Below are 24,680 nucleotides of genomic sequence, written 5' to 3' on the forward strand. Positions count from 1 at the left end.
TTAGCCGTTATTTGCCAGCCCACTCCTTGCCTAAAACGCGGAGGAGTGCCTTTAATCCTAGGATAAAAGGTGGCTCGACGCGGATGTTTTCTGAATCTCCCCGAATGTGAACGAGATTCGTTCTCAGTTCTTTATGGACTTCACGCCAGAGACGATCTTTGTAACTAGACTCCAGTTCGCCATTTTTAAAAGCGGGCATGGGTTTAAGTCCCTGAATGTCGATCTCTTTCACTGCGGTGTTGAACTCGTTTAGAAAAGCGGGAACTTCCTGGAGTTGGGGCATATCGAAGCCGGTGATATTGCCTTCCAACTCCAGATAGTCTTTCCACGTAATTTTTTGACCGTTCACCTCGCAATCCTCCCCGGCGATTACCGGTTCCGGTTTTTTGCTGATAATTCCTCCTAGGGGAGTTCGGTCTAGTACCAGACCACAGGCGACTTCATCCTTGGGACGGGTGCTTAATCGGGTGATCTCGTTGGTGTCCGGGAAACCGGAGGCCTTACTCAGTATCCGACTGAAAAGTTCGTTAACTTCGGAGTGACGATCGAACCGTCCGCCAATCGCCAGCCAGTTCAACAGGCGCGAACCGTTGCCACCGATGTACACGGGGGTGATTTCCGGTCGGCTGTAGCGGTCTTTTTCGTAGAGAACCTGTAACAGAATCCCCACATAGTAGTATAGTCCCGCCGTACCGATCGCCATCAGTCGGAGTAAACCCTGGAATTGGGGATCTTCTTCGAGAAAGTCTCTTTTCTTGAGCCAGTTCTCGCTTTCGAGGCGGAGTAGGACATCTAGCTTGGCGTGGAAGTTTCCCTCTTTCAATCCCTGCCATTCGCTCGTGTTTACCCCAAACTTCTCGACGAGAAATCCGGGATTGAGTTCCAAGAATTGGGAGAACAGATGTCGCCCGGCTAATTGTACCGAGCATTGATGCACCAGTTGGAAGCGATCGGTGTCGGCCTCCCAGATGGAGATATCCGAGGTTCCTCCCCCCATGTCGATACAGGTGCTATTGACGAGGTTGTGACCCTCCTGATCGGCGAAATACTGGGCCGTTGCCACACTTTCCGTGCGGAAATAGGTGAGATTATCCTGTTGCGGGCAAATTTGGCTGATCCCGGTTTTTGCCTGCAACTCCTCGGTTAAATCCTGCCAGTTGCGTGCGTAGCGGATTCTATCGGCGCGGGAGAAAGCGGAAGGATAGGAGAGAGACCACTGGATTTGTTGGATGCCGTTTTTGGCTGCGAGGGCTGTGACATGAAGGGCTAAATGCTTGAGAAAAAGCCGATTGATGGTGATATTCGTCCATTTGAGATCGGTTTCGATCCAGCCCTCTTGGGGGTTAAATCTCGCGCGATCGGGAATATAGATCCGACCGTCGTAGATCGGGCGTTCTTTCGCTACGTTATTCGCCTTTCGGGTGGTTAACACGCTACTGAGGGGTAACGGTTTCTCTGGGGGAATGAAGTTTTCGGGAACGAAATACTCGAACAGGGTGGGCAGTCGAGTATCGGACAGTACCTCCGTCACTTTGAGATGCAGACTTTCTAAGGGAAGCGGTTCGGTTATTCCTCGGCGATTGACGTAGATATTGGTAAAAGATGTCCCAAAATCGACCCCCACTTTCCAGGAACCCTCCAGAGCGATCGATGCCGGCGTTTTCAGCAGGATTAGGCCGAGGAAGTTTTTCGATCGATCCCGACATTCGATACAGGAGGGATACTCCTCTAGTCGGGTGAGTTGATAGGAACCCTTGCCATCTTGGAAAATATGCGGTTCTTTGGCGCCGGGCAAATTCACCTGAAAAGTGCGATCAAGCGGATTCGAGGAACCGAGAAATTCCAGATCGTAGTAAAAGGCGTAATATTCCTTCCAACCCTGGGCCCGGAAGTTCGGCCAGATCTCTAAAACCGGAACTTGGGTCAGGGCGTTGTCTTCCTTGATGGGATAGTCTTTAAACACCCGATAATTCTGGGGATTTCTCTCGTCATTGTTCATGCCCGATAGGGGCAGGTCTAGGGATACCCGCAGAACTGGCCCCTCACTCCCGTTGAGCGTACTGAACTGGAGCTTCCGCAGTAACTCTTCGGGGGTAAAGTAGTCCAGGAGGATCGGGTTGAGGGGCAGGAGAGGGGTGATTTCCTGTCCTTTGAACACGATCGACGGAGTGTTATCCGGCAAAAACCCCCCTGGTAGGGCATCTTCCACATCGATAAAGTGAAATTCCGGGGTAAATAGATCCTTGGACTCGATCCACCGGATATCTTTCCAGAGGATTTTCCCAGTCTGTAAATCCTTGAGGATAGATGGAGAGGCGAGGGTTTGATCCTGATAGATCCAGATATCTTGGGGCGATCGATCCCACGAGCGAGCGATTTCTGGATCGATAATCAGGAGAGGGGGAACGAGGCCGCGCTTATTCTCGCTGGCCACGACCCGCACGCAGGATTCTTTCGGTTCGGCTTTGACGGGACGATTGAGGGCGTTTAAAAGGCCTCGATTGAGAGGAACGCCGAAAAATTGGGGATTATTACTTAAACTCAGCCGTTGTTCCGGTTGCCCTCCCAAGCTATTCTGAAATTCCGCTAACAGACCCCGCATGGTATTCTGGGCGATCGCGTCCCCAGTATAGCGATTTAACTCGTTATTGAGGTTCTCCAGCCAACGCCAGAGCAATGCTTTTTCACTGGCATTGAGATAACCTTGCGGCGCTTCCAAACAACGGGTCTGCCGATTCCACCAGGGCAGATTTTCCCACTTGCCGGCTTCGGAGGGAACGACGATCGTACTGGGGGAAGACATTCCCACCGATTTCCCATCCCATAAAAAGACGTAGACATCTTCCCACGGGTTTTTTGCCTCTAGAAGATAAAGGGCTTTACTGGGGGGATTGGGGCGCAGTTCGTAGAGGGCACGGGCGAAGGGATCTTGATGGCGGAGTTGGCCCAGTTCTAGCAGTTGTGCCGAGAGGGGAAAACGCCGCATTTCCGCAAGGGCCAAGGCCGCTAACATTCCTTGCCACTGGTCGAGCATCTGCCGATGGATGGGATAGGCCTTGTTGTGAAGAGCCATTTGCATCGACAGGGGACGGGCCCAGATGGTGGGGACGGAACTGACACTTTTTACCTGGCCGGGGGATTTGTAATCGAGACTGGAGGCCACATCGCCAAAGGTTTTAAAGTCTTGCGCGTCCCATTTTCCCGCTTGATCGGAGGGACGGACATCGCTATCGGATTTTAATTTCGGCAGTAATAAAAACATAGACTAAAGGCTATTGCTTACAAAAGGTGTATAGGGCTTTGGCTAATGCGGCGATCCCAGGCTCCGCGGAGTTGTCGGGTTTATAGCTCTGTAGGCTTTGCATCAGAGAGGTGATCGTGTCTCTCGATTTGGTTTTATTGTCGAGATGGCGATCGAGTACCAGTTCTGCTAACTGTTCTCGTCGGAGGGACTTTTCTGGATCACCCATCGCTTGGGTGTTAAAGAGTTGTATCTGTTCTCCCTCGATCTGGTGCAGGCGGTACAACCAAGTCAGATAATCCCGACACCAGGCGCTAATCGTCTTCAGTGCTTCCTGTTGTTGGGGATCACCTAACCGCGTCATCCCGTCTGCCGAGCCTTTATGGGGAAAGAAAGGGCGCGACCAGGGTGTAAGTACCAGGCGATCATCTTTTCTTTTGAGGATGCCGTTGAGTTCGGGTTCAAACTCGGACAGCCAACTGTAGGCGAATCGAGTCCCGTTGACGAGCGCGGGTTGGATTTCCGCTCGATCCGGCAGATCGTCCCAAATCAGCCGACCGATTTGCTCCCGGCCTATTAAAACGACTTTTTCTCCTATTTCGGCGGTATGGAGGAAAAAATACCGCGCGGCGAGGGCGCTATAGAGTTCTAGGAAGTGGGGATCATTGCGCTGGCTATTTTTGCCGACGCTAAATTCCACTTTCGAGAAGTTTTCATTTCCCAGCAGAAAAACCGTATCGAAGGTCTCTCGCGCTTGGGTCACATAATAGCGTAGGGCGGCTTCGGTGTTCAGTAAAAATTGTTCGGAACGGGCGAAAATCCCGTCCGGATCTTCTCCTGGCGGCGGGGTGAACCCGAAATAGGGCAACAGGAACAGACAACCGATCTTGACTTTATCTTTGACCACGATATTTTTCAGTTTATTGGCCAGTAAACGGGCGATCGTCGGTAGTCCAGAGGCTCCAGTTCCCCCAAACATCGACCCGCAGAGAAACACTTTCGGGGCTTTTCCTGCGCCTGTGTCTGCTTGTATTTGTTTGATCAGCGCTCCCCAGGGTTCTTGATCCAATCGTTCGAGATCCACTTGGCTCATCACCGCCGAACCGATCGCCGGACGACCGCGGAAACCCACGTCTAGCGAGACTTCCTGTTCGTCTTTCGTGTAGAGAACATCGAATAGATTACCGAGAGCGGGTTGATTTTGTTTGAGCGTGTTGTAGTTGAAAAAGGCTTTCAATTCTTTACTGGAATTAACCCCCCCAAAGGGCGACCAGAGATCGAAGGATTCGATCTTAGTTTTCATCCAGGGATGGAGTTGGCTATTATCTTGGTTCTCTTTGCCGACGATCAACTCCTGACATCGGCTGTAGATACTGAGCGCGTTTCTCGATCGCTCTAGATTCCCGTTGGTTTCGTCCGCATCGATAAAGAGAACTTTTAACGGTTGTTCGGTAAACAGTCCCACCGAGGCGAGTTTCGTGATTGCCTCGATACATTTCGCCCCCGTTCCCCCGATGCCGATCACATACATGGCCATACTGAATTGCCTCCTTTTTTTTCTTAAAATCGATCGATGATATCCCGCAGTTGATGGGATAGGGGTGGTGTGTAGATCAACAGGCCCGGGGTGCTACTGGCAGTCGGTAGCCAAAACAGGATGAGGATATCCAGTACAAAAAAGAGGGCGAGGAGTAAACGCAGTTCTTCGATCGGATTGAAAAACCCGATGGCGAGACCGATACTCAGAATAGGAACGATTCCGAGAAGCCACCACCACAAACTCCAAGCTCTGAGTTCATCCGGTCGTCTAGCGGCCGATTTCGCCGTCATCACGCACCAGAGAATTGTGCAAGCGATCGACAATCCGAAAACCACCCCCGCCGCCACCATATAGGCCCCACTCGCCCAACTCGCTAGGGCCGCTCCCGGATATTGAACGCTGGGCGACCAAATCGCTCCCGTTCTAAAGATAAAGGGTTGAATCAAGAACATAAGGATCGCGCCCACAACGATAATAGCGATCACACGAATTATTTCACCAGGTTTCATAGTTATCTCTATCTAATGGGATTATTTCGGTACATATTTACTACAGGTTTTAGCCACTTCTGACTCTGAGCGGCTAGGATTAGAATGGTAGTCATCGTGAACTGTGTCGCTAGATCGTGAATGAATTCCCAATAGAACTCTGTAGAAATGCTAGTTCTAGGGTTATCTTGCTGATTTCTGGACATCCGAAGACTTACGCACTTAACTCCATCATTTTCAAGACGCGAGCGCATTCTTTCTAGTAAAAAACTTTTTCCAGTTTTTGGAGGACTTAAAACAAGACAATCATCTCCATGCGATAACCTATCATAGAGATCTCGATCTGCTGGCCGCTCTATATACATATCCGTTATCTTTCCCCTTCAACCAATCTATCTCGAAATTAACTGCACAGCTATACTTGACATATTATAGTGCTATTATTACAACACGGGGGATTGTAAAAAAAGTTAACTCCTTCTCATCCTGCCAATTTCGTCGAATCCGTCCTAGTATAGGAGAGAAGGTAGCAGTAGTTCACGAGGAGATCGAATGGTGCGCGCTCGATGGTTAGTCATAACAATAGTCACTTGTTTAGGAATTGTATCTTGCAATACAGCAGAAAAGCCTTTTTCGTGCATACCTACCCCGATCGAAAAGACGGATACTCGCTCAACCCCTCTAGGCATCTCGATTCAAGTGGATGGATCTAGCTCAATGTTGGGCTACGTTAGCGATGCTGGTAGCCTCTATGTGCAAACCCTAAAACTGCTCGACGAAACCCTATCTTTAGTCAGTAAAACTCCTGTTCAATACTATCGTTCGGGAAATGCGCTCACCCGTAGTGATTTTAGAAAAGCCCAACTTCCCACCTTTTATAATGGTACAGATTTTCCCGATGTTTCCGCTCCTATTCAAAATCTAATTGTCGAACCAGGGACAAAAAATTCCCTACAGGTTATCGTTACTGATCTCGATCAAGCATCGGGAGATGTGACACTTCTCACGAGAAAAATTCAAGAAACTTATTTAAACTCAAAGCATCCTGAATACGCCGTAGCGATTTGGGCGATTCAAAGCGAATTTGAAGGAACCGTCTATGTGCAAGAGCAAAACAGGATCAAAAAATTTCCCTTTCCCAACGAGAAATCTAGCAATAAATTTCGTCCATTTTATGTAGTTTTTATTGGTCGTCACAACGACATAACTCAATATTTTGCCAGCTTACAAGAACGCCAAGAGAACATTTTAGCCAATAGCAAAATTGCTATTTTTTCACCCAATCATCTTGTAAAGGAACCATTTTTGTTAGATCGAGAAATTGAAGAAAAACCCGCCGAAGAAAAAGCAGTTTTAGGAGAATGGAATCTATCATTAAATGGCTTTAGAGTTCAAGCTAAAGACCAGAATAATCAACTCTGGAAAATACCGCAAACTTCTACAGATGCGATTGAGATTTCCGATAGTGTTTCCCTTGATACGAGCGAGCATACGGTGGCGATCGATGTCCGTTCGATCGAACCCTTACAAAGCATCGAGGTTCCCAATAAATTCTCGAACACATTTCAAAACTCAAAAGAAGTTTTAAAAGATGATTCCAATTTACAAAAAGCGATCAAGATATCCAAATGGAATCTCGATTCCCCAGCAGGACAAGCTCCCCGAAAGCTAAATTTTGTCACCACGATCCACCCCGATAAGTTTCCCGAACCAGGAATTTACCTCTTCACGATCGATCTCGTCGCCAAGAATCTACAGGAACAACCTTGGTGGGAAGAGTGGAACTGGCAAATCGGCCGGGATAATCAACAAGATGGCTCGAAAACGAATAATTTACTCCCTTTTCTTCGAGGCCTAAAAACGATCACGGCCAACCTCATGGCCGAAAATCCCCCGAAAATCGGCCGATTCTGTTACGCGATCGAGAAAAATTAGGGTTTCATCACCAGGCCCTAGTAGTCGGTAAAGTTGAAATTGACGGATACAAGTGGGTTAATTTGCTTATTTTACTCCTCCCATTATCCATAATTATTGCTTTGACAGACCTCTAGGGCCGTAGAAGATGCCGTTCGTAAACGCAAAATGACCAGACCAAAACCCATCAAAGCGATCGAGGCACGCATCCAAGACAGATAGGTGCGTTCGTTGGCCGAATGATCTCGCCAGTAATCAGCGTTAAATTTCTGCTTTGTCTTTCGGGATTTAAACAGCATAGAGGAGTTCCTCGCAGGGAAGTTCAATAAAATCAAGTATTCTTTCTTCTGGTTTTAATAAATTGTTTTTATCATCTAGTTTTTCGCTTATCTTTAACCAATTCAAGGGACTTGAGCAGATTATCATCCATAAATAGGGGGAGTTTACCGTCCCATCTTTCGATCGCTTTGTTCTGTAAAACTTCTGGACTTAAGGAATCTTGGAGAATGCGATGAGCTTCCGCCTCTCCTTTAGCCAGATTGATTTTCACTTCCGATTCTTTCAGAGCTTTCAGCACCATAAAACCGGCTTTTTTGGCTTCCTGTTCGGCAATTTGTTTGGCTTCCACCGCCTCGGTAAAGCGATCGGAAAAGTTGACATGAACCAAAGAAATATCATCGACACCGATATGATAATTTTTCAGTCTTTCGCTCAAACGAATATCTACTTCCCCTTTCACCTCCTCCCGTTTAGTAATTAATTCTTCGGCGGTATATTTAGCCATAACTTCCTTGAGAATTTCCTCCACTGCTGGATCGATCACTCGTTCGATGACAGCCGCTTCATCGCCAATTTGTTGAAAAATAGTATTAACTTCTGATGCTAAAATATGCCAATTCAGGGCTACATCTGTAAATACTTCCTGTAGGTCTTTGGAGGAAGCTTCGGCCGCTATCTGTTGTTTTTGGATTCTCACACTTAGTTTTTTTACCGTGTTAACAACGGGAATAATCCCGTGAATACCCTCATTAAGTATTTTCTCCTGTACTTGACCAAAAACCATTAAAACCCCTCTTTCTCCCGCATTGACAATCACGAAAGGATTAAAAATAATCGCCAAAATTAATAACAAAAAAAAGAGATTACTTGGTCTAGCTAAAAGGCGAATTTTGAGCATTTTAATTGGTAATAGAGATAGTTTATGGGATGGGATTACAAATCAGGTAATTCTTGATAATTTTATCTATAAAATAAAAGTAAACTTGTCCTGTATTTTTTCGATAAAGTCAGATTTAGTCTCGTTATTTCTCTCCCTTCTGGCTGGCAAAATATCGGGAAATACTGGTCTATTTATAGTTATTATAGTCGTCAATTAAATGTTTTAGAAATTATGAATTAAAACGATTATCTCGTTAGTTTTAGTCAGAAAGTTGGACAAAAAAGCATTTATTTATCCAAGAAAGGAATCGGGGTTATCCAGAAGCAATTATAACAAAATTTCCTTTGGTCTAAATGGTACATTCTCATTCCACCAGTCTAGCTGGTACTTTCTTGTGTAGCAATTACCCTAACACAATCCAGTTTCGGTATAAAAGATATTTTGTATAAAGGATATCTCAATAAATTGACTCGCAGAAGATGGCTATGATAGGAAAATACAGTAAACAGATAAGCCCACTGTACCCATTCCATCCCCTAATGAGGTAATTTAATCACCCTTTTTCCTCGATTTGTGCGATCGAGGAATCTATCCTTTATTTTCCTCCCCGATCGCCTATGTCTGACCGTTACCGTTTCGAGACGCTGCAAGTACACGCCGGCCAGGAACCTGCCCCCGGAACTAAGGCCCGCGCCGTTCCCATCTATCAAACCACCTCCTACGTTTTCAACGATGCCGACCACGGGGCCCGACTGTTTGCCCTAGAAGAGTTCGGTAACATCTACACCAGGATCATGAACCCGACCACCGATGTCTTCGAGAAGCGGATCGCCGCTTTAGAAGGGGGTGCGGCGGCCCTGGCCACCTCTAGCGGTCAGGCGGCGCAATACTAGCGATCGCTAATATTGCCGGTGCGGGGGATAATATCGTTTCCACTAGCTACCTCTACGGCGGAACCTATAATCAGTTCAAAGTCTCCTTACCGCGTTTAGGAATAAATGTCAAGTTCGTCGATGGCGATGAGGCCGAGGCTTTTCGAGCGGCGATCGATGATCGCACTAAAGCCTTATACGTCGAGACGATCGGCAATCCCCGATTTAATATTCCCGATTTTGCCGCCCTGGCCCATATCGCCCACGAGAACGGCATTCCCCTGATCGTCGATAATACCTTCGGTTGCGGCGGCTATCTCTGTCGCCCGATCGAACAGGGGGCCGATATCGTGGTGCAATCGGCCACCAAATGGATCGGCGGTCACGGCACTTCCATCGGCGGAGTAATCGTCGATTCAGGGAAATTCGACTGGGGAAACGGCAAATTTCCCCAGTTTACCGAACCCGCGCCGGGTTATCACGGGTTGAATTTCTATGAGGTATTCGGACCGTCGGGCCCTTTGGGCAATATCGCCTTTATTATCCGGGCGCGGGTGGAGGGATTGCGGGATTTCGGGCCAGCGTTGAGTCCGTTTAACGCATTTTTACTGCTACAGGGATTGGAAACCCTCTCCCTACGGGTCGATCGTCATGTATCCAACGCCTTGGCCCTGGCGAACTGGCTCAAAGAACAGCCACAAGTGCAATGGGTGGACTATCCCGGATTACCGGAACATCCTTACCACGAACGGGCGAAGAAGTACCTAAAACACGGCTTCGGCGGGGTTTTAGCCTTCGGGATTCGGGGCGGTTTCGAGGCCGGGCGGAATTTTATCAACCGGGTGAAACTGGCCAGTCATCTCGCCAATGTGGGCGACGCAAAAACCCTCGTTATCCATCCCGCCTCCACGACTCACCAGCAGTTAAACGAGGAAGAACAGCGATCGGCGGGAGTAAAGCCCGAATTAATCCGCGTTTCCGTGGGTTTGGAACATATTGACGATATTATCGAGGATTTCCAGCAAACTTTCCAGAGTTTATAACCCACCACCCCGCCCATGGATCGCCTAGACTTGATCTCCCCGGAAACCCGTTTCTATTCCCCACCGCGTCCTTTTGTTCTCGAATCGGGGGCGGTTCTCGAAAGGGTGCGGATCGCCTATCGAACCTGGGGAATTTTGAATAACAAGCGGGATAACGGGGTTATTGTCTGTCATGCCTTCACGGGATCGGCCGACGTGGAAGCTTGGTGGGAACCTTTGTTAGGAACCGGACGCGTTCTTGATCCGACCCGCGATTTTATTGTCTGTAGCAATATTCTCGGCAGTTGCTACGGGACAACCGGCCCCACTTCGATCGATCCCCGTACCGGTAAACCCTACGGCCCGACTTTCCCAGAGATCACCATTCGGGATCTGGTTCACCTACAACGGCTGTTGGTGGACGCATTGGGGATCGAGTCTTTGCGGTTGGTGATCGGGGGTTCCTTGGGAGGGATGCAGGTTTTGGAATGGGCGCTACTGTACCCAGAGAGGACGCGATCGATCGCTGTCATCGCCGCTTCGGGACGACATTCGGCCTGGTGTATCGCACTAGGAGAGGCTCAAAGGGGAGCGATCTATGCCGATCCCCATTGGCAAGGGGGAAATTATGCGCTCGATCGCCCTCCGTCCCGGGGTTTATCGGCAGCCCAGATGATGGCGATGACTACCTACCGATCGCACGCCAGTTTTGAGGAACGTTTCGGCCGCGAGTACGGGGAGGGGGGAGAGTTCACGATCGCCCGCTATTTAGAATATCAGGGGAAAAAGTTAGTCGAACGTTTTGATGCCAATGCTTATATCACCTTAAGTAGGGCGATGGATCGTCATGATGTCACCCGGACGGGAAGGAGTTACGAATCGGTTTTACAGTCGATTCAACAACCGACGGCGATCGTGGCGATCGATTCGGATCTTCTTTATCCTCCCGTAGAACAAGAGGAATTGGCGAAATATATCCCCAATTCTGAATTATTTTGGTTGCGATCGCCGCACGGTCACGATGCGTTTTTAATGGATGGCGATATGGATGCGTTGAATGATCTTCTCGTGACTTTCGGGAATGGGTGGGAAATGGGAAATGGTCGCGGGTTGGGGATGGTGGGGTAGAGAGCGTTTGCGGTACTATGGTCTATAGCCGGATAGAGAGCGCACGCATCTATGCAAAAAATTGTCATTAAAAATTTCGGAGCGATCGAGTACGCTGAAATCGAGATTAGAAAAGTTCTGGTTTTAATCGGTGAACAGGCAAGCGGCAAGAGTACGATCGCTAAATTGATTTATTTTTTTAAATCATTAAAAGAAAATCTAAAATCTGAAAGTTTTTTATTCGCCCAAGAAAAAATACCGAAATATACAGATATTGACACTTATTTTAGAGAATTTATAAAAAGAAAATTTTATGATTTTTTTGGTTCTACGCTCAATTTTTTGAATTTTGAGGTTAGATTTTATTATAGTTTTCAAAAAAATAGATATATACAATTGAATCTTGATTTAAATAAAAATTTATGCTTAATATTTAGCGAAAATTTTTTAGATGAACAGTTCAAAAAGGGTTTTGCAGATTATATTAATTTGTCCAAAAAAAATATTGATAACTCCGAAAAACCATATATCAAAATAGATAATTTGACCCAGTATAGTTTATTCTATCAAATTCTATCAAATTTATTGGATAATTTATTTGAAAACGAGCAAGAAGATTTACTATTTATAATTGCTGGAAGAAATGCAACGGTAACTTATTCTGACCTATTTGAAAAATATTTATTCGCAAGTATTCAAATTAATTTAAAAGAAAATAGTAAAAAATATTTTGCTAACAAACTGCAAATGATAGATGAATTTTTAATGCTACAATTTATAGAAAAAGTAGAACTTATTAAACGAATTTTTAGAAAATTTTCTGGCTTTGATGGATTAATTAACTATCAGGCAAATAAAAAAGGAATTGAGTATTTAAGAGTGATAAAAAATAAAATAGATCTAATACTAAAAGGTGAATACTTAATTGGCAATTCTGAAGAAAAGATTATATTTAACAAAAACGATCAATATTCTATTGATCTTCGTAATGCTTCATCTGGTCAGCAGGAATGTATTAGAATTTTACAGGACATCTTTTTAAATATTATTTATGATTCGATAATTTTGAGAATTATAGAGGAACCAGAAGCGCATTTATTTCCAGTTGCACAGAAGCATTTAATTGAATTATTAGCGATAATGGTTAATCGGAATGAAGATAATCAATTAATTATCACTACCCACAGTCCTTATATTTTATCAGTTTTTAATAATTTACTATTCGCCAAAAGAGTTGTTGAAAAAAATCCATCGGCACAGTCTGAAGTGTCGGAAATAATACCAGAAGATTACTGGTTGAATGCGGCTGAATTTTCCGCGTACTCTCTAGGAAATCAATCTTTAGATGAGGAGGCTAATTATTGTGAATCTATTTTTGATAGTAACACGGGATTGATCGCTCAGAATTATCTAGATACCGTATCCGAAATGATGGGAGGTGAATTTAACGCTCTATATAATATTCACGCTAGAACCTTCAAAAGAAAATGACAGAGTTTGACGAAATCAAAAGCTATCTATCCCAAAAAATAGACAAACTCGATCAATTTATACAAATCGAGGAGAGACATGAGTTTCTAATTATCGACTACAATGGTCAGTCTTTTATCATTATCGATATTCCCGTGAATTCGACTTGTACTATTAACTTGAACGATGAGGACATTTTAATTAACGATTTCGACGACACTAAAACATTCAAGGTTAGCGATAATACAATAATTGGCTTTATCCCTATTGATGGCAGAAAAGGTCTTTTAGGATTTGGAACTTCCCATTGTGATTGTGTATTTTTCGATAAAAGTGATTTCTGCTTTGTCGAATTCAAATTCAATGCAAACAGCCTCAAAAAAGTTACTAAAAATCGTTGTCAAGCGATCAATCAATTAAGCAACACGATCAGTTATTTCGACGCAAGGCTGGACAAAAACTATCTAGACTTGAATCTAGAGGCGTATGTCTGTACACCCGAATTTTATCCTAGAGATGATGCGACTTGGAAATCTCTAGCGATCGAGTTTCTAGAAAACTATGGAATCGAACTTTTCGAGAGTAATCATAAAATCTGTAAATAATAGCGCATCGGCTTTATATTTTCTGTTGTTTATCGCGGCGATTTTTCGCTACCAGTTCGGGAAAATGACTTAAATCCTCGATCGAACGCGGTGCGGGATAAATTTCTCCCGGTTCGGCCGTCACCCGATCAAGATAAATTTGAAAGGCCCTCTCGTCCTCTCTATGTTCGAGAATATAGGCTCGCAATTCTTCGCGACTCATCGATTCAAACTCGCGTTTTATCATACATACCTCCAATCGCCATTTTTAAAAATAATAATTTCTTGCTCTTCCCCAGCGAGAAAAAAGATATTTCCCGTTCTTTCGTCAATCGGAACAATATTAACGGGCAAATATATCTTCGTTGCCCAATAACTTAAAATAAAACAGGTTAGCTGTTGCGCGGCAGTAGGAATGGGCTTTTACTCCTCTGGTGTTTCGTTATCCAGTGTAGCGCAGGACCGACGGGGCGATCAATCGCTTGCCCGTTTATATCTGATAATCCATGACGAAAACCACCTTACCACCCCGTGCGTTGGCACTTAAGGCTGCGGTCATCTTCTTGGGATAGGGTAGATTGAGATTATTCATCAACTCCACAAAATCCTCACGATTGCGGCCAGCGAAACGGGGATTCCAGCGCTTTTCCTCACCGATCGAGGAGACCGTTCTTCCCAGATAATCGTGACAGGGATAAACAAGCGTATCGTCGGGGAGGGTGAATAACTTCTCCGTTACCGTCTTGTATAGCACTTCCGGCGAACCGTTCTGAAAATCGGTACGACCGCAACCGCGAATTAAGAGTGCATCCCCCGTTAATAGGCGTTTTTCATCGATGAGATAGGCTATATGACTATCGGTGTGGCCCGGAGTAGCGATCGCTTTTAGCTGCTGACCTGCCACGGTCCAGAGGTCGCCATCGCGCACATAACCATCGATATCGCTCACTTCGGCGTTTTCGGGAACGAGGATCGAACAGTTGGTTAACTCGCGTAAGCGGTGCGCTCCGGTGATATGGTCGGCGTGGACATGGGTTTCCATCGTGTAGCCTAGAGTTAACCCCAACTGCCAAAGAATCTGCCGATCGCGATCAACCTGTTCGAGGACCGGATCGATTAAAATCGCCTCCCCCGTAGCCGAATCAGCGATCAGATAGGTGTAGGTACTCGATTCCCTATCAAAAAGCTGGCGGAAAATCGGCGCTGCCGGCTGGAATGCGATCGAGTAGGCCGTGGGGAGAGAAATTCTCTCTTTCAGCGATCGCAACAAATCCCAGGCCAGTTCGGCCGCCTGTAAACGCAGTTCGGGAATGGCGGTGGTTTCCCAGAGATCGCCTTTGCGGGGATTTCCCAAGCTGTACAGCGTGTTCGATGCCGTACCGTCTGGCCTGAGAATCGCCCCGTTGTCCGCAGTTTCGATACCACAATTCAAAGGATGGGGACGGATTAACCCCCGTTGGTGAAGATGAACGACGAGGGGATCGGTGATCGTCCGGTAATCGTTACTTGCGCCGGTACAGTTGATAATTCGATCGACGGTTAGGTTTAAGAGGTTTCCCGTTCCCCGTTGACGGATAGTAACCTCTACACAGCCGTTTTTAACCTCAGCAGTTTCAATTCTTCCCCCATGATAGGTTAATTGTCCCGATTCTACAGCCTCATCGAGGATACTGGCGATCTCGTCGGCGAGGCGATGGCGAAGAACCTCCCAATAGGCTTTCAGGTGGCGTAGAAATCTGGCGCGTTCCCCTATCGGCAGACAATGCCATAGACCTTGAGATATCGGACGTAAGGCGTTTAAAACGGCCCGCCAGTCGTGACCTTGACTCTCGGCGGTTTTTACCTCGGCGCGAATTCGCCCTAGGAGTCCCCGGGTGGTCTGGGGCGCGGTTTCGAGGGTGAGGAACGGGGGATAGGGATCGGTGGGTCGGTGCGATCGAGGGATCAGGCCATGACGGGAAACTGCGTGGATTTTGCCCGTGAATCCCCTTTGTGCCAGGGAAACCACCATATCCACCATCGTTAACCCCGTACCGACGAGCAGAATCGTCCCATCGGGTTTTAGCTCGGGGAGTGTGTCCGTCTCCCAAGCGTCGCGGAGATAGAGGGAATTTGAGAGACGCGAGGGGTTGGGGAACCGTTGCGGGAAAATTGCCCAGCGCCAGAACTACTTTAGCGGCGCTGATTTTCTTGCCTCCTTTGAGGGTAATCGTTGCCTTTTCCCCGTCGAGTAGCAGATCGATCGCCGCATCGGTAAATGTCTCCAGACGGTGATCGGCAATGGCGTTGTTCCGCGCTTCTTCTAGGATCGATCGGATGTATTTGCAGTACACTAGACGCGGTACGAAGCTGGCCGGATCGATCGATCGATAGCCGTTATCCGCTAACCAGTGGAGGAAATGTTCGGGATCGTCCTCGAAGGCGCTCATTTTGCCCGCAGGAATATTGAGCAGGTGGCCGCTGTCTCGCGTTCCGTAGGCGATCCCCGTACCGAGGGGTTTTCGGCGCTCGATCAGGGCGATCGATAATGGAGTCCCTGTGTCGCGTAACAGGTTCGCTGTCACGAGGGAGCCACTAAATCCTCCCCCGATAATGGCGATGTCGAAAGTTGCAGAAAATTGATTCCGGTCAATGTAGCTCATAGATAACTTTTAAAGAGGATTTAGTATTAGTTAGTGTAGCTGAAAGATAATTTTTTAGGCATTCTTGGTTAATAGGTTAAAAATAAACGATAGAATTGGCTGTCAACTAATATATAAATCCCTAGAAAAATATAGATAAAAGGACTAATTTTATGTCCGTAGTTTGTAACCACTTTAGCTATCCTGGGATGGGTAATCAAAAAATAGGCTAGGACGCACCAAATCCCCATCATGAGATAAAAAATTATCATAATAATTAAGACGTGCATCGGGGAATTATTGGCAAAAAGAGAGGTATAGATACCAATATTATCACCGCCATTAGCCACGGTCACGGCAGCGATGTAATAGGTTTGGGAGGGAAAACGAGGAACAAAGGAGCGATTTTTAGAATAATTAACATCTTCTCTTACTTCTTGAATATAATCCTCATTTTCCCTTGACAAAAGTTGTTTAATGCCGATAATTAGAGGGATAAATCCTAATAGACCAATCCATTCTTTAGAAACCAGTAACCCAAATAGTAAACCGAGGGAACTAGCTAGGAGAATCAGGGTAAAACCGAGGTATTGACCAATAATCAGGTGTCGAGGTCGAAAATTAGCATTAAGTCGCGAGAAAAACAACATTAGCACCATCAGATCATCAAGATTTGTGGCTACAAAACTCGTCATGCTAGTAATTAAAAGGGCTACTAACCAATTCATAGATTGAAAAAAGAGATAATCCTTCCCATTCTAAATCTCGTAGTGCCAGATTTCCTCCTCTCGTAAAAGAAGACGATGGACGGGAAGACGTTCCACGGCCCCCTGTTGTTCAAGATGATTAAGTGCGCGGGTAATTGTGACTCTAGTAGTTCCTAATAAGTCAGCGATATCCTGATGAGTTAGACGCACATCAATTAATTGTCCGGTACCGGTTTGTTTACCAAATTGATTGCCTAACCATGACAGTAATTTCACAACCATAACATCAGTACGTTTGTAGCTACGAATAATACTTAGTTCTTGTGCTTGCTGAAGATGAGACAGCAGAATTTCTGCCATTTGATAACTCTCAAGTGCGGAAAAGGAAACTGCTTGCACAGGAGTGATGCACTCAACTTGATAGGGATTGACTCTCTCTAGGGTTTTGCCAACAAAATTGCCAGGTCCCCACAATCCCAAGACGATGAGGGTTCCATCTTCTAACCAGGTGGAGGTTTTCACGACTCCACTCTCGATTTTCCAGAAATTAGGGTTTCTAAGCGGCAAAATCGCCCGATTATCAAAGTGCCAGCGATGGGGGGTTGGTGGTTGATAGGTAAGCGTCATGATTGGTAAGTAGTCGTGCAAAATTAATTTCCTAGTCGAGACTCCGAGACAGGAGACAGGAGACGGGATACAGCGATTAGGGATCGGATTTGAGAATTTTGGGGTAAAAACGATAATTACCCCAAAAAAGACCGATTTTATGGCATTGCAAGCCCTATTTATTTCGGGGTGTTAGTCTTCTCCAGTTCCGTTGTGGCCGAGGAGATCAGTTCTTGCCAAGCTCGATCGCTTTCCTGTAGAGTCTGTTTAACCGCGTCGATGGTCTTTTCCACGCGAGTTTTCAGGAAAGGGGAAGCACTGTCTTTGAGTCGTTCGGTGTCGTCGGCTAAGATATCGATCGTCTCGGAGGTATTAACAAGGCTATTTTCTAGGGTAATAAGGTTGTTTTGCAGGGTTTCACTGAGTTTAGCCCCGGATTTGGTCAATTTTTTCGTCAATTTACTCACTTTTTCCCCTAGATCGTCAATATTATCCGCTAAGTCCTCTAGGTTGTCCTGTTGAGCTTCGATAATCTTCTTGTCGAGAGAAGGCGCAGCTAGTTGAGCATTTAGGTCATCAATAGCCGATTTTGTGGCTTGGATGGCTTTTTCATAGGCAATTTGGGCATCTTCGAGAATTTTTGGGCTAGAAACCTCATTTTTTTTCTTAACTGGTTCCACCACGGTGCCACCCGTTGCCGTGGCACGGTCGATGACGGCCAACTGTTCAGGGAGAAGGGGCAAGGCGATCGCATTTCCCCTTCCCCCGAGGAGCAAAGTGACAGTTAAGAGGAAAATCAGCAGCCGGAAAACTTGATTTTTGAGGCTTTGAAAGCTCTTATTTCGGTTGATCATATTCGGATTTTCTTCCATATTCAAAAAAGTGGTTACTTCATCTAAATGCTATCACATAAAATATTTATTTGTTATTTATTTACAATAAATTTTATAAAAAATTTATTATATTTTTTAACCAATAAATTGCAGGCAAAATAGAAGCTTTTTGAGCTAAAAACTATTATAGAAAAGCTTTTGCTCTTTTGATAAAAATTAATTTTTATCGCTTTTTTATTAATGAGATGCTGAATTATCCGATGAGTCTATTTCTTGATTGATCCGAGATATTTTCTTCCGACCTTTAATATATTTGGCTAAAGGTTGTTTTTTCTTCAGTCGTTTAATGCCACTTAAAGTGCAGAGAGTAAAAAAAGTTCCCACGAGAACCATCTGCCATAAACCGCAGCCAGAAGCCGCGCCTAATCCTGCCGCTAACCAGATAGTCGCCGCCGAAGTCAAGCCTTTTACTTGTATCTTATTTAGTTCCCGATGGGATTGTTGTAGGATGATTCCCGCGCCTAAAAAACCGACACCAGAAGCGACCCCTTGAATAGTACGACTGAGAGCATTAGAAGACGCATAACCCACATCTCCCTCCGCTTGTAGGGGAATCATGACAAACATGGCAGCCCCGAGACTAACGATCATAAAAGTTCTCAATCCAGCCGGACGACCGCCTCGCTGTCGGTTATAACCAATCAGACAGCCGACGGCCATAGCCATACTCAGCCGAAAAATAATCGTTTGCCAATCTTCCGAGTCAAAAAACATGGTTTAACCCATCAAATGAGATAAAAACTTCGCCTAACCAATCAAAGCCCTTTCCAGATCCCGCTTTAAATCGTTTCTATTCTCGATCCCGATCGATAATCGTAGTAAAGCTGGTGTTATAGGTGGAAGTGAGATCAATGGGAACCGTTACCGCCCCATGGCTAGAGTCTGGTTCTTGTCCCCCATGAATCGCCCTCGTTGCAAATTCCATCAATTTATTGTCCTATTAGTCGATATCTTCGAGGTCTTTAAACAGGGCCGTGCTGAGGTAACGTTCCCCAAAACTAGGCTGAATCATGACGATTAATTTATCTTCGTTTTCGGGTCTTTTGCCCACCTGAATCGCCGCCCATAAAGCGGCCCCGGCCGAGATGCCCGATAGTAGTCCCTCCTGACGAGCTAACCGTCGCGCGTAGGCGAAAGCGTCTGTATCATCGACGATAATCACCTCATCGATTAATTCCGGTCGGAAAATGGCTGGGATAAAACCGGCCCCGATGCCTTGGATTTTGTGCGGTCCTGGGGGTCCTCCCGATAAGACGGGACTATTAGAGGGTTCAACTGCGATCGCTTGAAATTGGGGACGACGGGGTTTAATGGTTTCGGCAATACCGGTAATGGTTCCCCCAGTTCCCACGCCACCGATAACGATATCTACCAGACCATCGGTATCGGTCCAGATTTCTTCGGCAGTGGTTTCTCGGTGAATTTTCGGGTTGGCCGGGTTGCGGAACTGTTGCAAACTATAGGCGTTGGGGATGTTTTCGACTATTTCCTCGGCCCGGGCGATCGCTCCTTTCATGCCTTGGCTACCCGGGGTTAATTCTAATTGCGCCCCGTAAGCTTTTAACATCGCCCGTCGTTCTAAACTCATGGTTTCGGGCATAGTCAGGACTAGGCGATAGCCTTTGGCCGCCGCCACCATGGCCAGGGCGATGCCGGTATTGCCGGAAGTGGGTTCCACCAGAATTGTTTTATCGGGGTGAATTAGTCCGGCGGCTTCCGCGTCCTCCACCATACTGACCCCGATGCGATCTTTAACCGAGGCGGCGGGGTTCATACTTTCCAGTTTGACGACGATGCGGGCTTTTACTCCCTCTGCCACTGGGATTCGATTCAGTTGGACTAGGGGAGTCCGTCCTACCAATTGGGTGATGTCTCTTGCGATCGGCATAATCCCACTTGCTTTATACTTGTTGGCTATTTTTGATTATATATGTATTTTGAATGTTTTACAATACTTTTTAGGTCGGAGTACACTGCGAAATGCTGGTGTTGGCACCTCTGATCACAACGTCGGCGGGGATTATCCCTGTCGATTTTTTTGCCTTGCTAGTTTTTTTGGTATATCGAAGCACAATCGATAAAATCATCTTGGGAAATTTCTCTTAATTTAGTTAACTATTATTAGTATATAAAAGCACATCTCTTTAAATAACTTAAAGGAATTATTAGAGAGATGAAAAGAGCGATACTTTTTCTTGGTATAGGTTTACACATTTAATAAAGTTTTCTGAGATTTATCCTAAAAAATTATTTTTTTGCCGTTTTTTTAGGAAACAATTTTTAATAAATAAAGGTGAAAATATCGTCTATAAAATAATTTATGGCAAAAACGAAGTGTGTCTAGGAGCGTCAATAAACGCTAAATTCAATTAAAAATAATTGTTCCTAGATATACAAAAAATCTGGCCAAGGGAGAGTAATTTTTTTTCAAGGACGATAGTATAGTCCCAAGAAAAAAACTCCTAGATACTTTATCGAAAAAATAAAGAAAAGCCAGAAAATTCACCTCGATATTTTGCCGAAACCAATCATCATTATAGGAGATGAAAACTATGGTGTTAGATGCCTTTGCCAAAGTCGTTTCCCAGGCCGATACCCGGGGGGAATACCTGAGCGAGAATCAAGTCAATGCCCTAATTGCCTTCGTCAAAGATGGTAATAAACGGGTCGATGTGGTCAATCGTCTTTCCAGTAATTCTTCTGCGATCGTTACCGATGCCGCGCGTAGTTTGTTTTCAGAACAGCCCGTTTTAGTTGCCCCCGGTGGCAACGCCTATACAAACCGTCGTGCCGCCGCCTGCTTGCGGGATTTGGAAATTATCCTGCGCTACGTTACCTATGCCACCTTCACCGGCGATGCCAGCATCCTCGATGATCGCGCCTTGAATGGTCTCCGGGAAACCTACGTCGCCCTAGGAGTTCCGGGTGCTTCTGTTGCGGCCGGAATTCTCAAGCTCAAAGACGCTTCCCTTGCCCTAGCGGCCGATCCCAACGGGATCACTCGCGGGGATTGCAGTTCTTTACTAGCAGAAGTCGCTTCTTACTTCGATCGAGCGGCGGCGGCAGTTTCCTGATGCTGTGACTTTCTTATCTCAATCCGATTAAACTTTTGTAGGAGCAATTCCATCGATGACCAAAACACCTTTAACCGAAGCGGTGGCTACTGCCGATTCCCAAGGCCGTTTTCTCAGCAGTGCAGAATTACAAGTAGCCTTCGGTCGTTTCCGTCAAGCCGCCATCACCCTAGAAGCGGTAAAAATCCTCGCCCAAAAAGCCCCCAGTTTAGCCCAAGAAGCAGCCAACGCTGTCTATCAAAAATTTCCCTACACCACCCAACTCCAGGGGCCGAACTATGCCTACGATGAGCGGGGGAAATCCAAGTGCGTTCGCGATATCGGCTACTATATCCGAATTATCACCTATGCCCTCGTGGTAGGGGGTACAGGCCCGATCGATGAATATCTAGTCGCCGGTTTGAGTGAAATTAATAGTGCCTTTGAACTATCTCCTAGTTGGTATATCGAAGCCTTAAAATACATCAAAACCAATCACGGATTAAGTGGGGATGCTGCTGTAGAAGCTAATTCCTACATTGACTATGTGATCAACGCCCTTAGCTAATTCCCGTCAACTTCACGTCAACATAAGCTCAAATCTCCTAAATTCACCTCGGGATGAGCGCCGAGGTTTTTTTGCGTCCGTCTAACTTGGTCGTCCTCGGGAACCTACCCTAACAAAAAAACCATCTTGGGCAAGATGGTTAAACACAACGAGCTTGACACTCCCCGCCGTAAAATATACAATTTTTAGAAATGCAGTCTAAAAAGGTTGGTTATCAATCATGAGTTTAAGGCTACTGACCAGTACATTTGCGACTTTTTTAGGGATTTTGGCAGTAGTTCCATTTTCTCTTCAGTCGTCCACACTAACAGATAACTTATTCCCTGTTTATTCTCAAGCCAAAAAAATTAGCGAAACGATTAACTGGGAGAAAAGTAATTTTGAAACGGAACAACAATATAGAAATCGCTTGATTTCAATAAACCACAATCTTGGTGAATATCAAATAGTTGTTAAGCCAAGCAAGAAATATGAATACGATATAAACTCCAAAACAATAAAAGTTAATTTAGATTACAGTTACGGATTTAGGAACGAAAAATTCTTGTTTGACAAGCATATAGTTTACAAGGAAGTTGTTAAAAGTAAAAATCGAGGTAATATAGTTTGTCAGAATGGATTTGGTGCGACATTCAACTATACTGTTCAGTATGCTAATAGTGATCGATATATTTTAATGCTTTCCGAAGATCAAAGTTACGCTTTAACCTATCAATTTGCTCTCTCTCCAGAAGAAGCCAAAAAATATGTTGAAGCGGATGAAAAATCACTTAATGATAAGTTAAGGTTTATTGTTAAATTTAAACCTGTCGTTCCGTATTATAAAAAAGAGAGGGAAATTTTCGGCCGTCCATGCCCTCAAGATGAATTGTCTAGAATATTAGCACAAGCAACAGGTTCTACTTTTGTAAGTGATATCATGGCTCATCAATTATTTATAAGAATCAGTTCCGTTCAACTTGTAGATACATCTACAGGACAAGTGATTTTACAAAAGCAGTATTAACTATTGAAAATAAAAAAAAAATTGAAAAATCTTTTACCTGTATTTCTTTTATTTTATGTTATGTAGGCGAAAGATTTTTCCTTACAAGAGAATAAAAACTAAAAAGCTTTTTATTGACAGAATGTCCAATCTCGGCATAACGCAGCTACATTGTCAAAGACAGAATAGCCTTGATCGGCTATATTCACCGCTTTCGGTAAATGACCGGTGATATATTCCAAAGGATTAATCCGCACATCGAGAATTTTTAACTTCGGATCGTTGAGATTTTGTGCTACCCAAACCGGCGATACAAAGTCTATCTTAGTCTCAGATTTAGACGTGGCCATCAGGGGCGATGACGGTGCTAAGGTAAAGGTTAAAATGCAGAGAAGAACTAAAGTGAGAAAAGCAAGGGGACGGCTTTGAAACCGTCCCAGGGATAGACCCTTCCCTTGACGCAGTTTTGGTTTCATGATTCAGTGTCAGCGACGAATATCAAACGATAATTACTATAGGGCTTTGATTAGCTTTCTCCAAAAATTTAGGTATAACGTGATATTTTTTTTGGGCAGCAAGTCGGTCAACTAATTATTAGTTTCCTCTTGGGTGTTGATCGCCTTGGGTGTCTCTAATAACTGTTGCCACCAGAGATGAACTAGGAGGGACCAAGCGATCGCTAAAAGCCAAGCGGCAAGGATATCGCTAGGAAAGTGAACTCCTAAATAAAGACGAGTCCAAGCAATAACCAAGACGAAGGGAATCCCCAGTAAAACTACCCCGAAAAACCAGCGCGTTCTCCAAGATAAAATCAGTAAAGAAATGACTAACAGGGAACTAAATAAAGCATGGCCGCTAGGGAAGGCAAAATCATCGGGTAACGGATAAAATAACTGCCAAAATTGCGGGCGATTTCGATGAAAAAAAATCTTGAGGTTATAACTAATAGCCCAACCTCCCGTCATGGTCACAAGGATATAAGCGAACCCATACCAGTATTTTTTTAGGGCAAAAATCAGCAGTAAAATTGTTAGTATCGGAGCCACTCCCCAATAAGTACCTAATCCCGTTAGTTTTATGGCCAAAAAATTTAGGTTTAAATTAGTAGTTTGATGAATAGATAGCATCAGGGATTTTTCCCAAGCAAATCCTTGCGGCTGCTGGCGAATAGCGATCGCTAAATCCGTAAAAGTTAGCGATGTTAACAAGATAACCAAGAAAATTAAGCTATTGTTTAAGTAAGTTTTGGGAATCACGGGGAAAAAGTGGCGATCGAGGATAACAGGGGCATTTCTAAAACCTGAAAATGCAGCAAAGCTAGGATTACTAAAGTATAAACTGTCGAGGAAAGTAATCCATTTCTTAATTCTTTTTGCCAATTGCGTTCTTCTTTCTCTCCACCGATTAATTCTTTCGTTCCGAACTGCATTAGCAGAATTCCCACAAGATTAGATAACCAATAACCAACCATGGCCGCGGGTAGAAAAAAATCGGCGTGTAAGCAAGCAATTAAACGACCGAAACCGTAGGCGATCGGCAGATTAAAAATTAGATCGTTCCACCAACACAGGGGCGATAATAAGTAACCGATCAATACCAAGGTTCCGTTTTTGATTTTGTCAAGTAGATACATCTTTTTTTTAGTTACTAACTATCAGCTTTGTTTTTTTTTGCCATCAGCTATCTAAGTAAGTAGGTGTTGAAAATTGTCAGATGCCCCCCTTATTAAGCTATCCATTAGTCAGATCTTTCTTAACAAAAAGAGAAGAAACTTAAAAAAAGGGGAAACGATTGATAGGTATAGTTTTGAAAGAAGGAATTAAGGTGGAGGTAAGCAAAAAAATGGAGAA

At 45.0% G+C, this 24,680-nt stretch carries 25 protein-coding genes and 2 pseudogenes; 9 read left to right on the forward strand and 18 right to left on the reverse strand.

The features are described from left to right. Positions 1 to 7 precede the first annotated feature (7 nt). From IM507_RS16995 to IM507_RS17005, 3 genes are read right to left on the reverse strand one after another with little or no spacing between them, the layout of a single operon-like run. Positions 8 to 3,262, reverse strand: a complete 3,255-nt coding sequence (locus IM507_RS16995; RefSeq protein ID WP_287637385.1) for a cell division protein FtsA — start codon at positions 3,260 to 3,262, stop codon at positions 8 to 10. A gap of 10 nt (positions 3,263 to 3,272) precedes the next feature. Beyond that, positions 3,273 to 4,778 (reverse strand): FtsZ/tubulin family protein, encoded by a 1,506-nt coding sequence (locus IM507_RS17000; protein ID WP_123231353.1) that lies wholly within the window; start codon positions 4,776 to 4,778, stop codon positions 3,273 to 3,275. Between the two features lie 23 nt (positions 4,779 to 4,801). Then, positions 4,802 to 5,290, reverse strand: coding sequence for a hypothetical protein (locus IM507_RS17005; protein WP_069473841.1), 489 nt, complete (start codon positions 5,288 to 5,290; stop codon positions 4,802 to 4,804). Between the two features lie 531 nt (positions 5,291 to 5,821). Between IM507_RS17005 and IM507_RS17010 the strand changes: the two genes are divergently transcribed. Beyond that, the gene (locus IM507_RS17010; protein ID WP_123231352.1) at positions 5,822 to 7,204 is read left to right on the forward strand and encodes a hypothetical protein; all 1,383 of its coding nucleotides are present in this window, start codon (positions 5,822 to 5,824) and stop codon (positions 7,202 to 7,204) included. A 113-nt stretch (positions 7,205 to 7,317) separates the two neighbouring features. Here IM507_RS17010 and IM507_RS17015 read toward each other — a convergent pair. Both IM507_RS17015 and IM507_RS17020 read right to left on the reverse strand, forming a co-directional pair. Next, positions 7,318 to 7,482 (reverse strand): annotated as a pseudogene (locus tag IM507_RS17015) (YidH family protein); the annotation flags it as partial. A 71-nt stretch (positions 7,483 to 7,553) separates the two neighbouring features. After that, on the reverse strand, positions 7,554 to 8,360 hold the full coding sequence (locus IM507_RS17020) for a prohibitin family protein (RefSeq protein ID WP_002731512.1): 807 nt from the start codon (positions 8,358 to 8,360) through the stop codon (positions 7,554 to 7,556). 599 nt (positions 8,361 to 8,959) lie between these two features. Here IM507_RS17020 and IM507_RS23710 point away from each other — a divergent pair. From IM507_RS23710 to IM507_RS17045, 5 genes are read left to right on the forward strand one after another with little or no spacing between them, the layout of a single operon-like run. Next, a complete protein-coding gene (locus IM507_RS23710; RefSeq protein ID WP_002734749.1) occupies positions 8,960 to 9,235 on the forward strand; it encodes a PLP-dependent transferase in 276 nt (91 codons plus the stop codon). Positions 9,236 to 9,267: 32 nt separating this feature from the next. Further along, entirely contained in the window at positions 9,268 to 10,257 is a 990-nt protein-coding gene (locus IM507_RS17030; RefSeq protein WP_287637391.1) for an O-acetylhomoserine aminocarboxypropyltransferase/cysteine synthase family protein, read from the forward strand. Between the two features lie 15 nt (positions 10,258 to 10,272). Next, on the forward strand, positions 10,273 to 11,364 hold the full coding sequence (metX, locus tag IM507_RS17035; protein ID WP_287637387.1) for a homoserine O-acetyltransferase MetX: 1,092 nt from the start codon (positions 10,273 to 10,275) through the stop codon (positions 11,362 to 11,364). A 51-nt stretch (positions 11,365 to 11,415) separates the two neighbouring features. Then, complete coding sequence (locus tag IM507_RS17040) at positions 11,416 to 12,834, forward strand: AAA family ATPase (protein WP_123231350.1); 1,419 nt, start codon at positions 11,416 to 11,418, stop codon at positions 12,832 to 12,834. Next, entirely contained in the window at positions 12,831 to 13,418 is a 588-nt protein-coding gene (locus tag IM507_RS17045) for a hypothetical protein (RefSeq protein WP_069473845.1), read from the forward strand. Before IM507_RS17040 ends, IM507_RS17045 begins: the two co-directional genes overlap by 4 nt. A gap of 13 nt (positions 13,419 to 13,431) precedes the next feature. Here IM507_RS17045 and IM507_RS17050 read toward each other — a convergent pair whose 3' ends face one another. From IM507_RS17050 to cysK, 10 genes are all read right to left on the reverse strand, one after another. After that, positions 13,432 to 13,644: a DUF6887 family protein gene (locus tag IM507_RS17050; RefSeq protein WP_042790238.1), complete on the reverse strand. Its 213-nt coding sequence runs from the start codon at positions 13,642 to 13,644 to the stop codon at positions 13,432 to 13,434. Continuing rightward, complete coding sequence (locus IM507_RS23715) at positions 13,641 to 13,814, reverse strand: DUF6888 family protein (protein ID WP_396683030.1); 174 nt, start codon at positions 13,812 to 13,814, stop codon at positions 13,641 to 13,643. The genes IM507_RS17050 and IM507_RS23715 overlap by 4 nt, the downstream gene beginning before the upstream one ends. A gap of 73 nt (positions 13,815 to 13,887) precedes the next feature. Further along, positions 13,888 to 14,595 carry an MBL fold metallo-hydrolase gene (locus tag IM507_RS17055; protein WP_202950796.1) on the reverse strand — a complete coding sequence of 236 codons (708 nt, stop codon included), beginning with the start codon at positions 14,593 to 14,595 and terminating at the stop codon, positions 13,888 to 13,890. A 460-nt stretch (positions 14,596 to 15,055) separates the two neighbouring features. Next, complete coding sequence (locus tag IM507_RS17060) at positions 15,056 to 16,039, reverse strand: FAD/NAD(P)-binding protein (RefSeq protein WP_238560373.1); 984 nt, start codon at positions 16,037 to 16,039, stop codon at positions 15,056 to 15,058. A gap of 68 nt (positions 16,040 to 16,107) precedes the next feature. Further along, positions 16,108 to 16,746: a cadmium resistance transporter gene (locus tag IM507_RS17065; protein WP_042790239.1), complete on the reverse strand. Its 639-nt coding sequence runs from the start codon at positions 16,744 to 16,746 to the stop codon at positions 16,108 to 16,110. A 30-nt stretch (positions 16,747 to 16,776) separates the two neighbouring features. Further along, entirely contained in the window at positions 16,777 to 17,352 is a 576-nt protein-coding gene (locus IM507_RS17070) for a Crp/Fnr family transcriptional regulator (protein WP_287637390.1), read from the reverse strand. A 158-nt stretch (positions 17,353 to 17,510) separates the two neighbouring features. Next, positions 17,511 to 18,185, reverse strand: a complete 675-nt coding sequence (locus IM507_RS17075; RefSeq protein WP_190381421.1) for a hypothetical protein — start codon at positions 18,183 to 18,185, stop codon at positions 17,511 to 17,513. 216 nt (positions 18,186 to 18,401) lie between these two features. Then, entirely contained in the window at positions 18,402 to 18,938 is a 537-nt protein-coding gene (locus tag IM507_RS17080; protein WP_045357399.1) for an MgtC/SapB family protein, read from the reverse strand. A gap of 76 nt (positions 18,939 to 19,014) precedes the next feature. Further along, positions 19,015 to 19,149, reverse strand: coding sequence for a PLP-dependent transferase (locus IM507_RS17085; RefSeq protein ID WP_112537333.1), 135 nt, complete (start codon positions 19,147 to 19,149; stop codon positions 19,015 to 19,017). 15 nt (positions 19,150 to 19,164) lie between these two features. After that, positions 19,165 to 20,112, reverse strand: coding sequence for a cysteine synthase A (gene cysK, locus IM507_RS17090; protein WP_190381422.1), 948 nt, complete (start codon positions 20,110 to 20,112; stop codon positions 19,165 to 19,167). Positions 20,113 to 20,779: 667 nt separating this feature from the next. Between cysK and IM507_RS17095 the strand changes: the two genes are divergently transcribed. The 3 genes from IM507_RS17095 to IM507_RS17105 all read left to right on the forward strand — a co-directional run bounded on the left by IM507_RS17095 (position 20,780) and on the right by IM507_RS17105 (position 22,851). Further along, a complete protein-coding gene (locus tag IM507_RS17095) occupies positions 20,780 to 21,298 on the forward strand; it encodes a phycocyanin subunit beta (RefSeq protein ID WP_002733930.1) in 519 nt (172 codons plus the stop codon). 55 nt (positions 21,299 to 21,353) lie between these two features. Beyond that, a complete protein-coding gene (gene cpcA, locus IM507_RS17100; RefSeq protein WP_002732914.1) occupies positions 21,354 to 21,845 on the forward strand; it encodes a phycocyanin subunit alpha in 492 nt (163 codons plus the stop codon). Positions 21,846 to 22,065: 220 nt separating this feature from the next. Continuing rightward, positions 22,066 to 22,851, forward strand: a complete 786-nt coding sequence (locus IM507_RS17105; protein ID WP_103113271.1) for a hypothetical protein — start codon at positions 22,066 to 22,068, stop codon at positions 22,849 to 22,851. Positions 22,852 to 23,015: 164 nt separating this feature from the next. On the opposite strand, the pseudogene IM507_RS17110 reads toward IM507_RS17105, so the two are convergent. The 3 genes and pseudogenes from IM507_RS17110 to IM507_RS17120 form a co-directional block, all read right to left on the reverse strand. Then, positions 23,016 to 23,306: pseudogene (locus tag IM507_RS17110) on the reverse strand (rhodanese-like domain-containing protein); the annotation flags it as partial. A gap of 111 nt (positions 23,307 to 23,417) precedes the next feature. Beyond that, complete coding sequence (locus IM507_RS17115; protein WP_002733333.1) at positions 23,418 to 24,086, reverse strand: phosphatase PAP2 family protein; 669 nt, start codon at positions 24,084 to 24,086, stop codon at positions 23,418 to 23,420. Beyond that, a complete protein-coding gene (locus tag IM507_RS17120; RefSeq protein WP_002779112.1) occupies positions 24,083 to 24,463 on the reverse strand; it encodes a hypothetical protein in 381 nt (126 codons plus the stop codon). Before IM507_RS17120 ends, IM507_RS17115 begins: the two co-directional genes overlap by 4 nt. Between the last annotated feature and the right edge of the window lie 217 nt (positions 24,464 to 24,680).

The sequence above is a fragment of the Microcystis sp. M20BS1 genome, from assembly GCF_020245305.1.
Classification (GTDB): Bacteria; Cyanobacteriota; Cyanobacteriia; order Cyanobacteriales; family Microcystaceae; genus Microcystis; species Microcystis ichthyoblabe_A.

Bases quoted from the DNA above. Each gene is read 5' to 3' on its own strand.
- IM507_RS16995 (WP_287637385.1), bottom strand. From the start codon at position 3,262: ATGTTTTTATTACTGCCGAAATTAAAATCCGATAGCGATGTCCGTCCC.
- IM507_RS17000 (WP_123231353.1), bottom strand. From the start codon at position 4,778: ATGGCCATGTATGTGATCGGCATCGGGGGAACGGGGGCGAAATGTATC.
- IM507_RS17005 (WP_069473841.1), bottom strand. From the start codon at position 5,290: ATGAAACCTGGTGAAATAATTCGTGTGATCGCTATTATCGTTGTGGGC.
- IM507_RS17010 (WP_123231352.1), top strand. From the start codon at position 5,822: ATGGTGCGCGCTCGATGGTTAGTCATAACAATAGTCACTTGTTTAGGA.
- IM507_RS17020 (WP_002731512.1), bottom strand. From the start codon at position 8,360: ATGCTCAAAATTCGCCTTTTAGCTAGACCAAGTAATCTCTTTTTTTTG.
- IM507_RS23710 (WP_002734749.1), top strand. From the start codon at position 8,960: ATGTCTGACCGTTACCGTTTCGAGACGCTGCAAGTACACGCCGGCCAG.
- metX (WP_287637387.1), top strand. From the start codon at position 10,273: ATGGATCGCCTAGACTTGATCTCCCCGGAAACCCGTTTCTATTCCCCA.
- IM507_RS17040 (WP_123231350.1), top strand. From the start codon at position 11,416: ATGCAAAAAATTGTCATTAAAAATTTCGGAGCGATCGAGTACGCTGAA.
- IM507_RS17045 (WP_069473845.1), top strand. From the start codon at position 12,831: ATGACAGAGTTTGACGAAATCAAAAGCTATCTATCCCAAAAAATAGAC.
- IM507_RS17050 (WP_042790238.1), bottom strand. From the start codon at position 13,644: ATGATAAAACGCGAGTTTGAATCGATGAGTCGCGAAGAATTGCGAGCC.
- IM507_RS17060 (WP_238560373.1), bottom strand. From the start codon at position 16,039: ATGAGCTACATTGACCGGAATCAATTTTCTGCAACTTTCGACATCGCC.
- IM507_RS17065 (WP_042790239.1), bottom strand. From the start codon at position 16,746: ATGAATTGGTTAGTAGCCCTTTTAATTACTAGCATGACGAGTTTTGTA.
- IM507_RS17070 (WP_287637390.1), bottom strand. From the start codon at position 17,352: ATGACGCTTACCTATCAACCACCAACCCCCCATCGCTGGCACTTTGAT.
- IM507_RS17075 (WP_190381421.1), bottom strand. From the start codon at position 18,185: ATGATCAACCGAAATAAGAGCTTTCAAAGCCTCAAAAATCAAGTTTTC.
- IM507_RS17080 (WP_045357399.1), bottom strand. From the start codon at position 18,938: ATGTTTTTTGACTCGGAAGATTGGCAAACGATTATTTTTCGGCTGAGT.
- IM507_RS17085 (WP_112537333.1), bottom strand. From the start codon at position 19,149: ATGGAATTTGCAACGAGGGCGATTCATGGGGGACAAGAACCAGACTCT.
- cysK (WP_190381422.1), bottom strand. From the start codon at position 20,112: ATGCCGATCGCAAGAGACATCACCCAATTGGTAGGACGGACTCCCCTA.
- cpcA (WP_002732914.1), top strand. From the start codon at position 21,354: ATGACCAAAACACCTTTAACCGAAGCGGTGGCTACTGCCGATTCCCAA.
- IM507_RS17105 (WP_103113271.1), top strand. From the start codon at position 22,066: ATGAGTTTAAGGCTACTGACCAGTACATTTGCGACTTTTTTAGGGATT.
- IM507_RS17120 (WP_002779112.1), bottom strand. From the start codon at position 24,463: ATGTATCTACTTGACAAAATCAAAAACGGAACCTTGGTATTGATCGGT.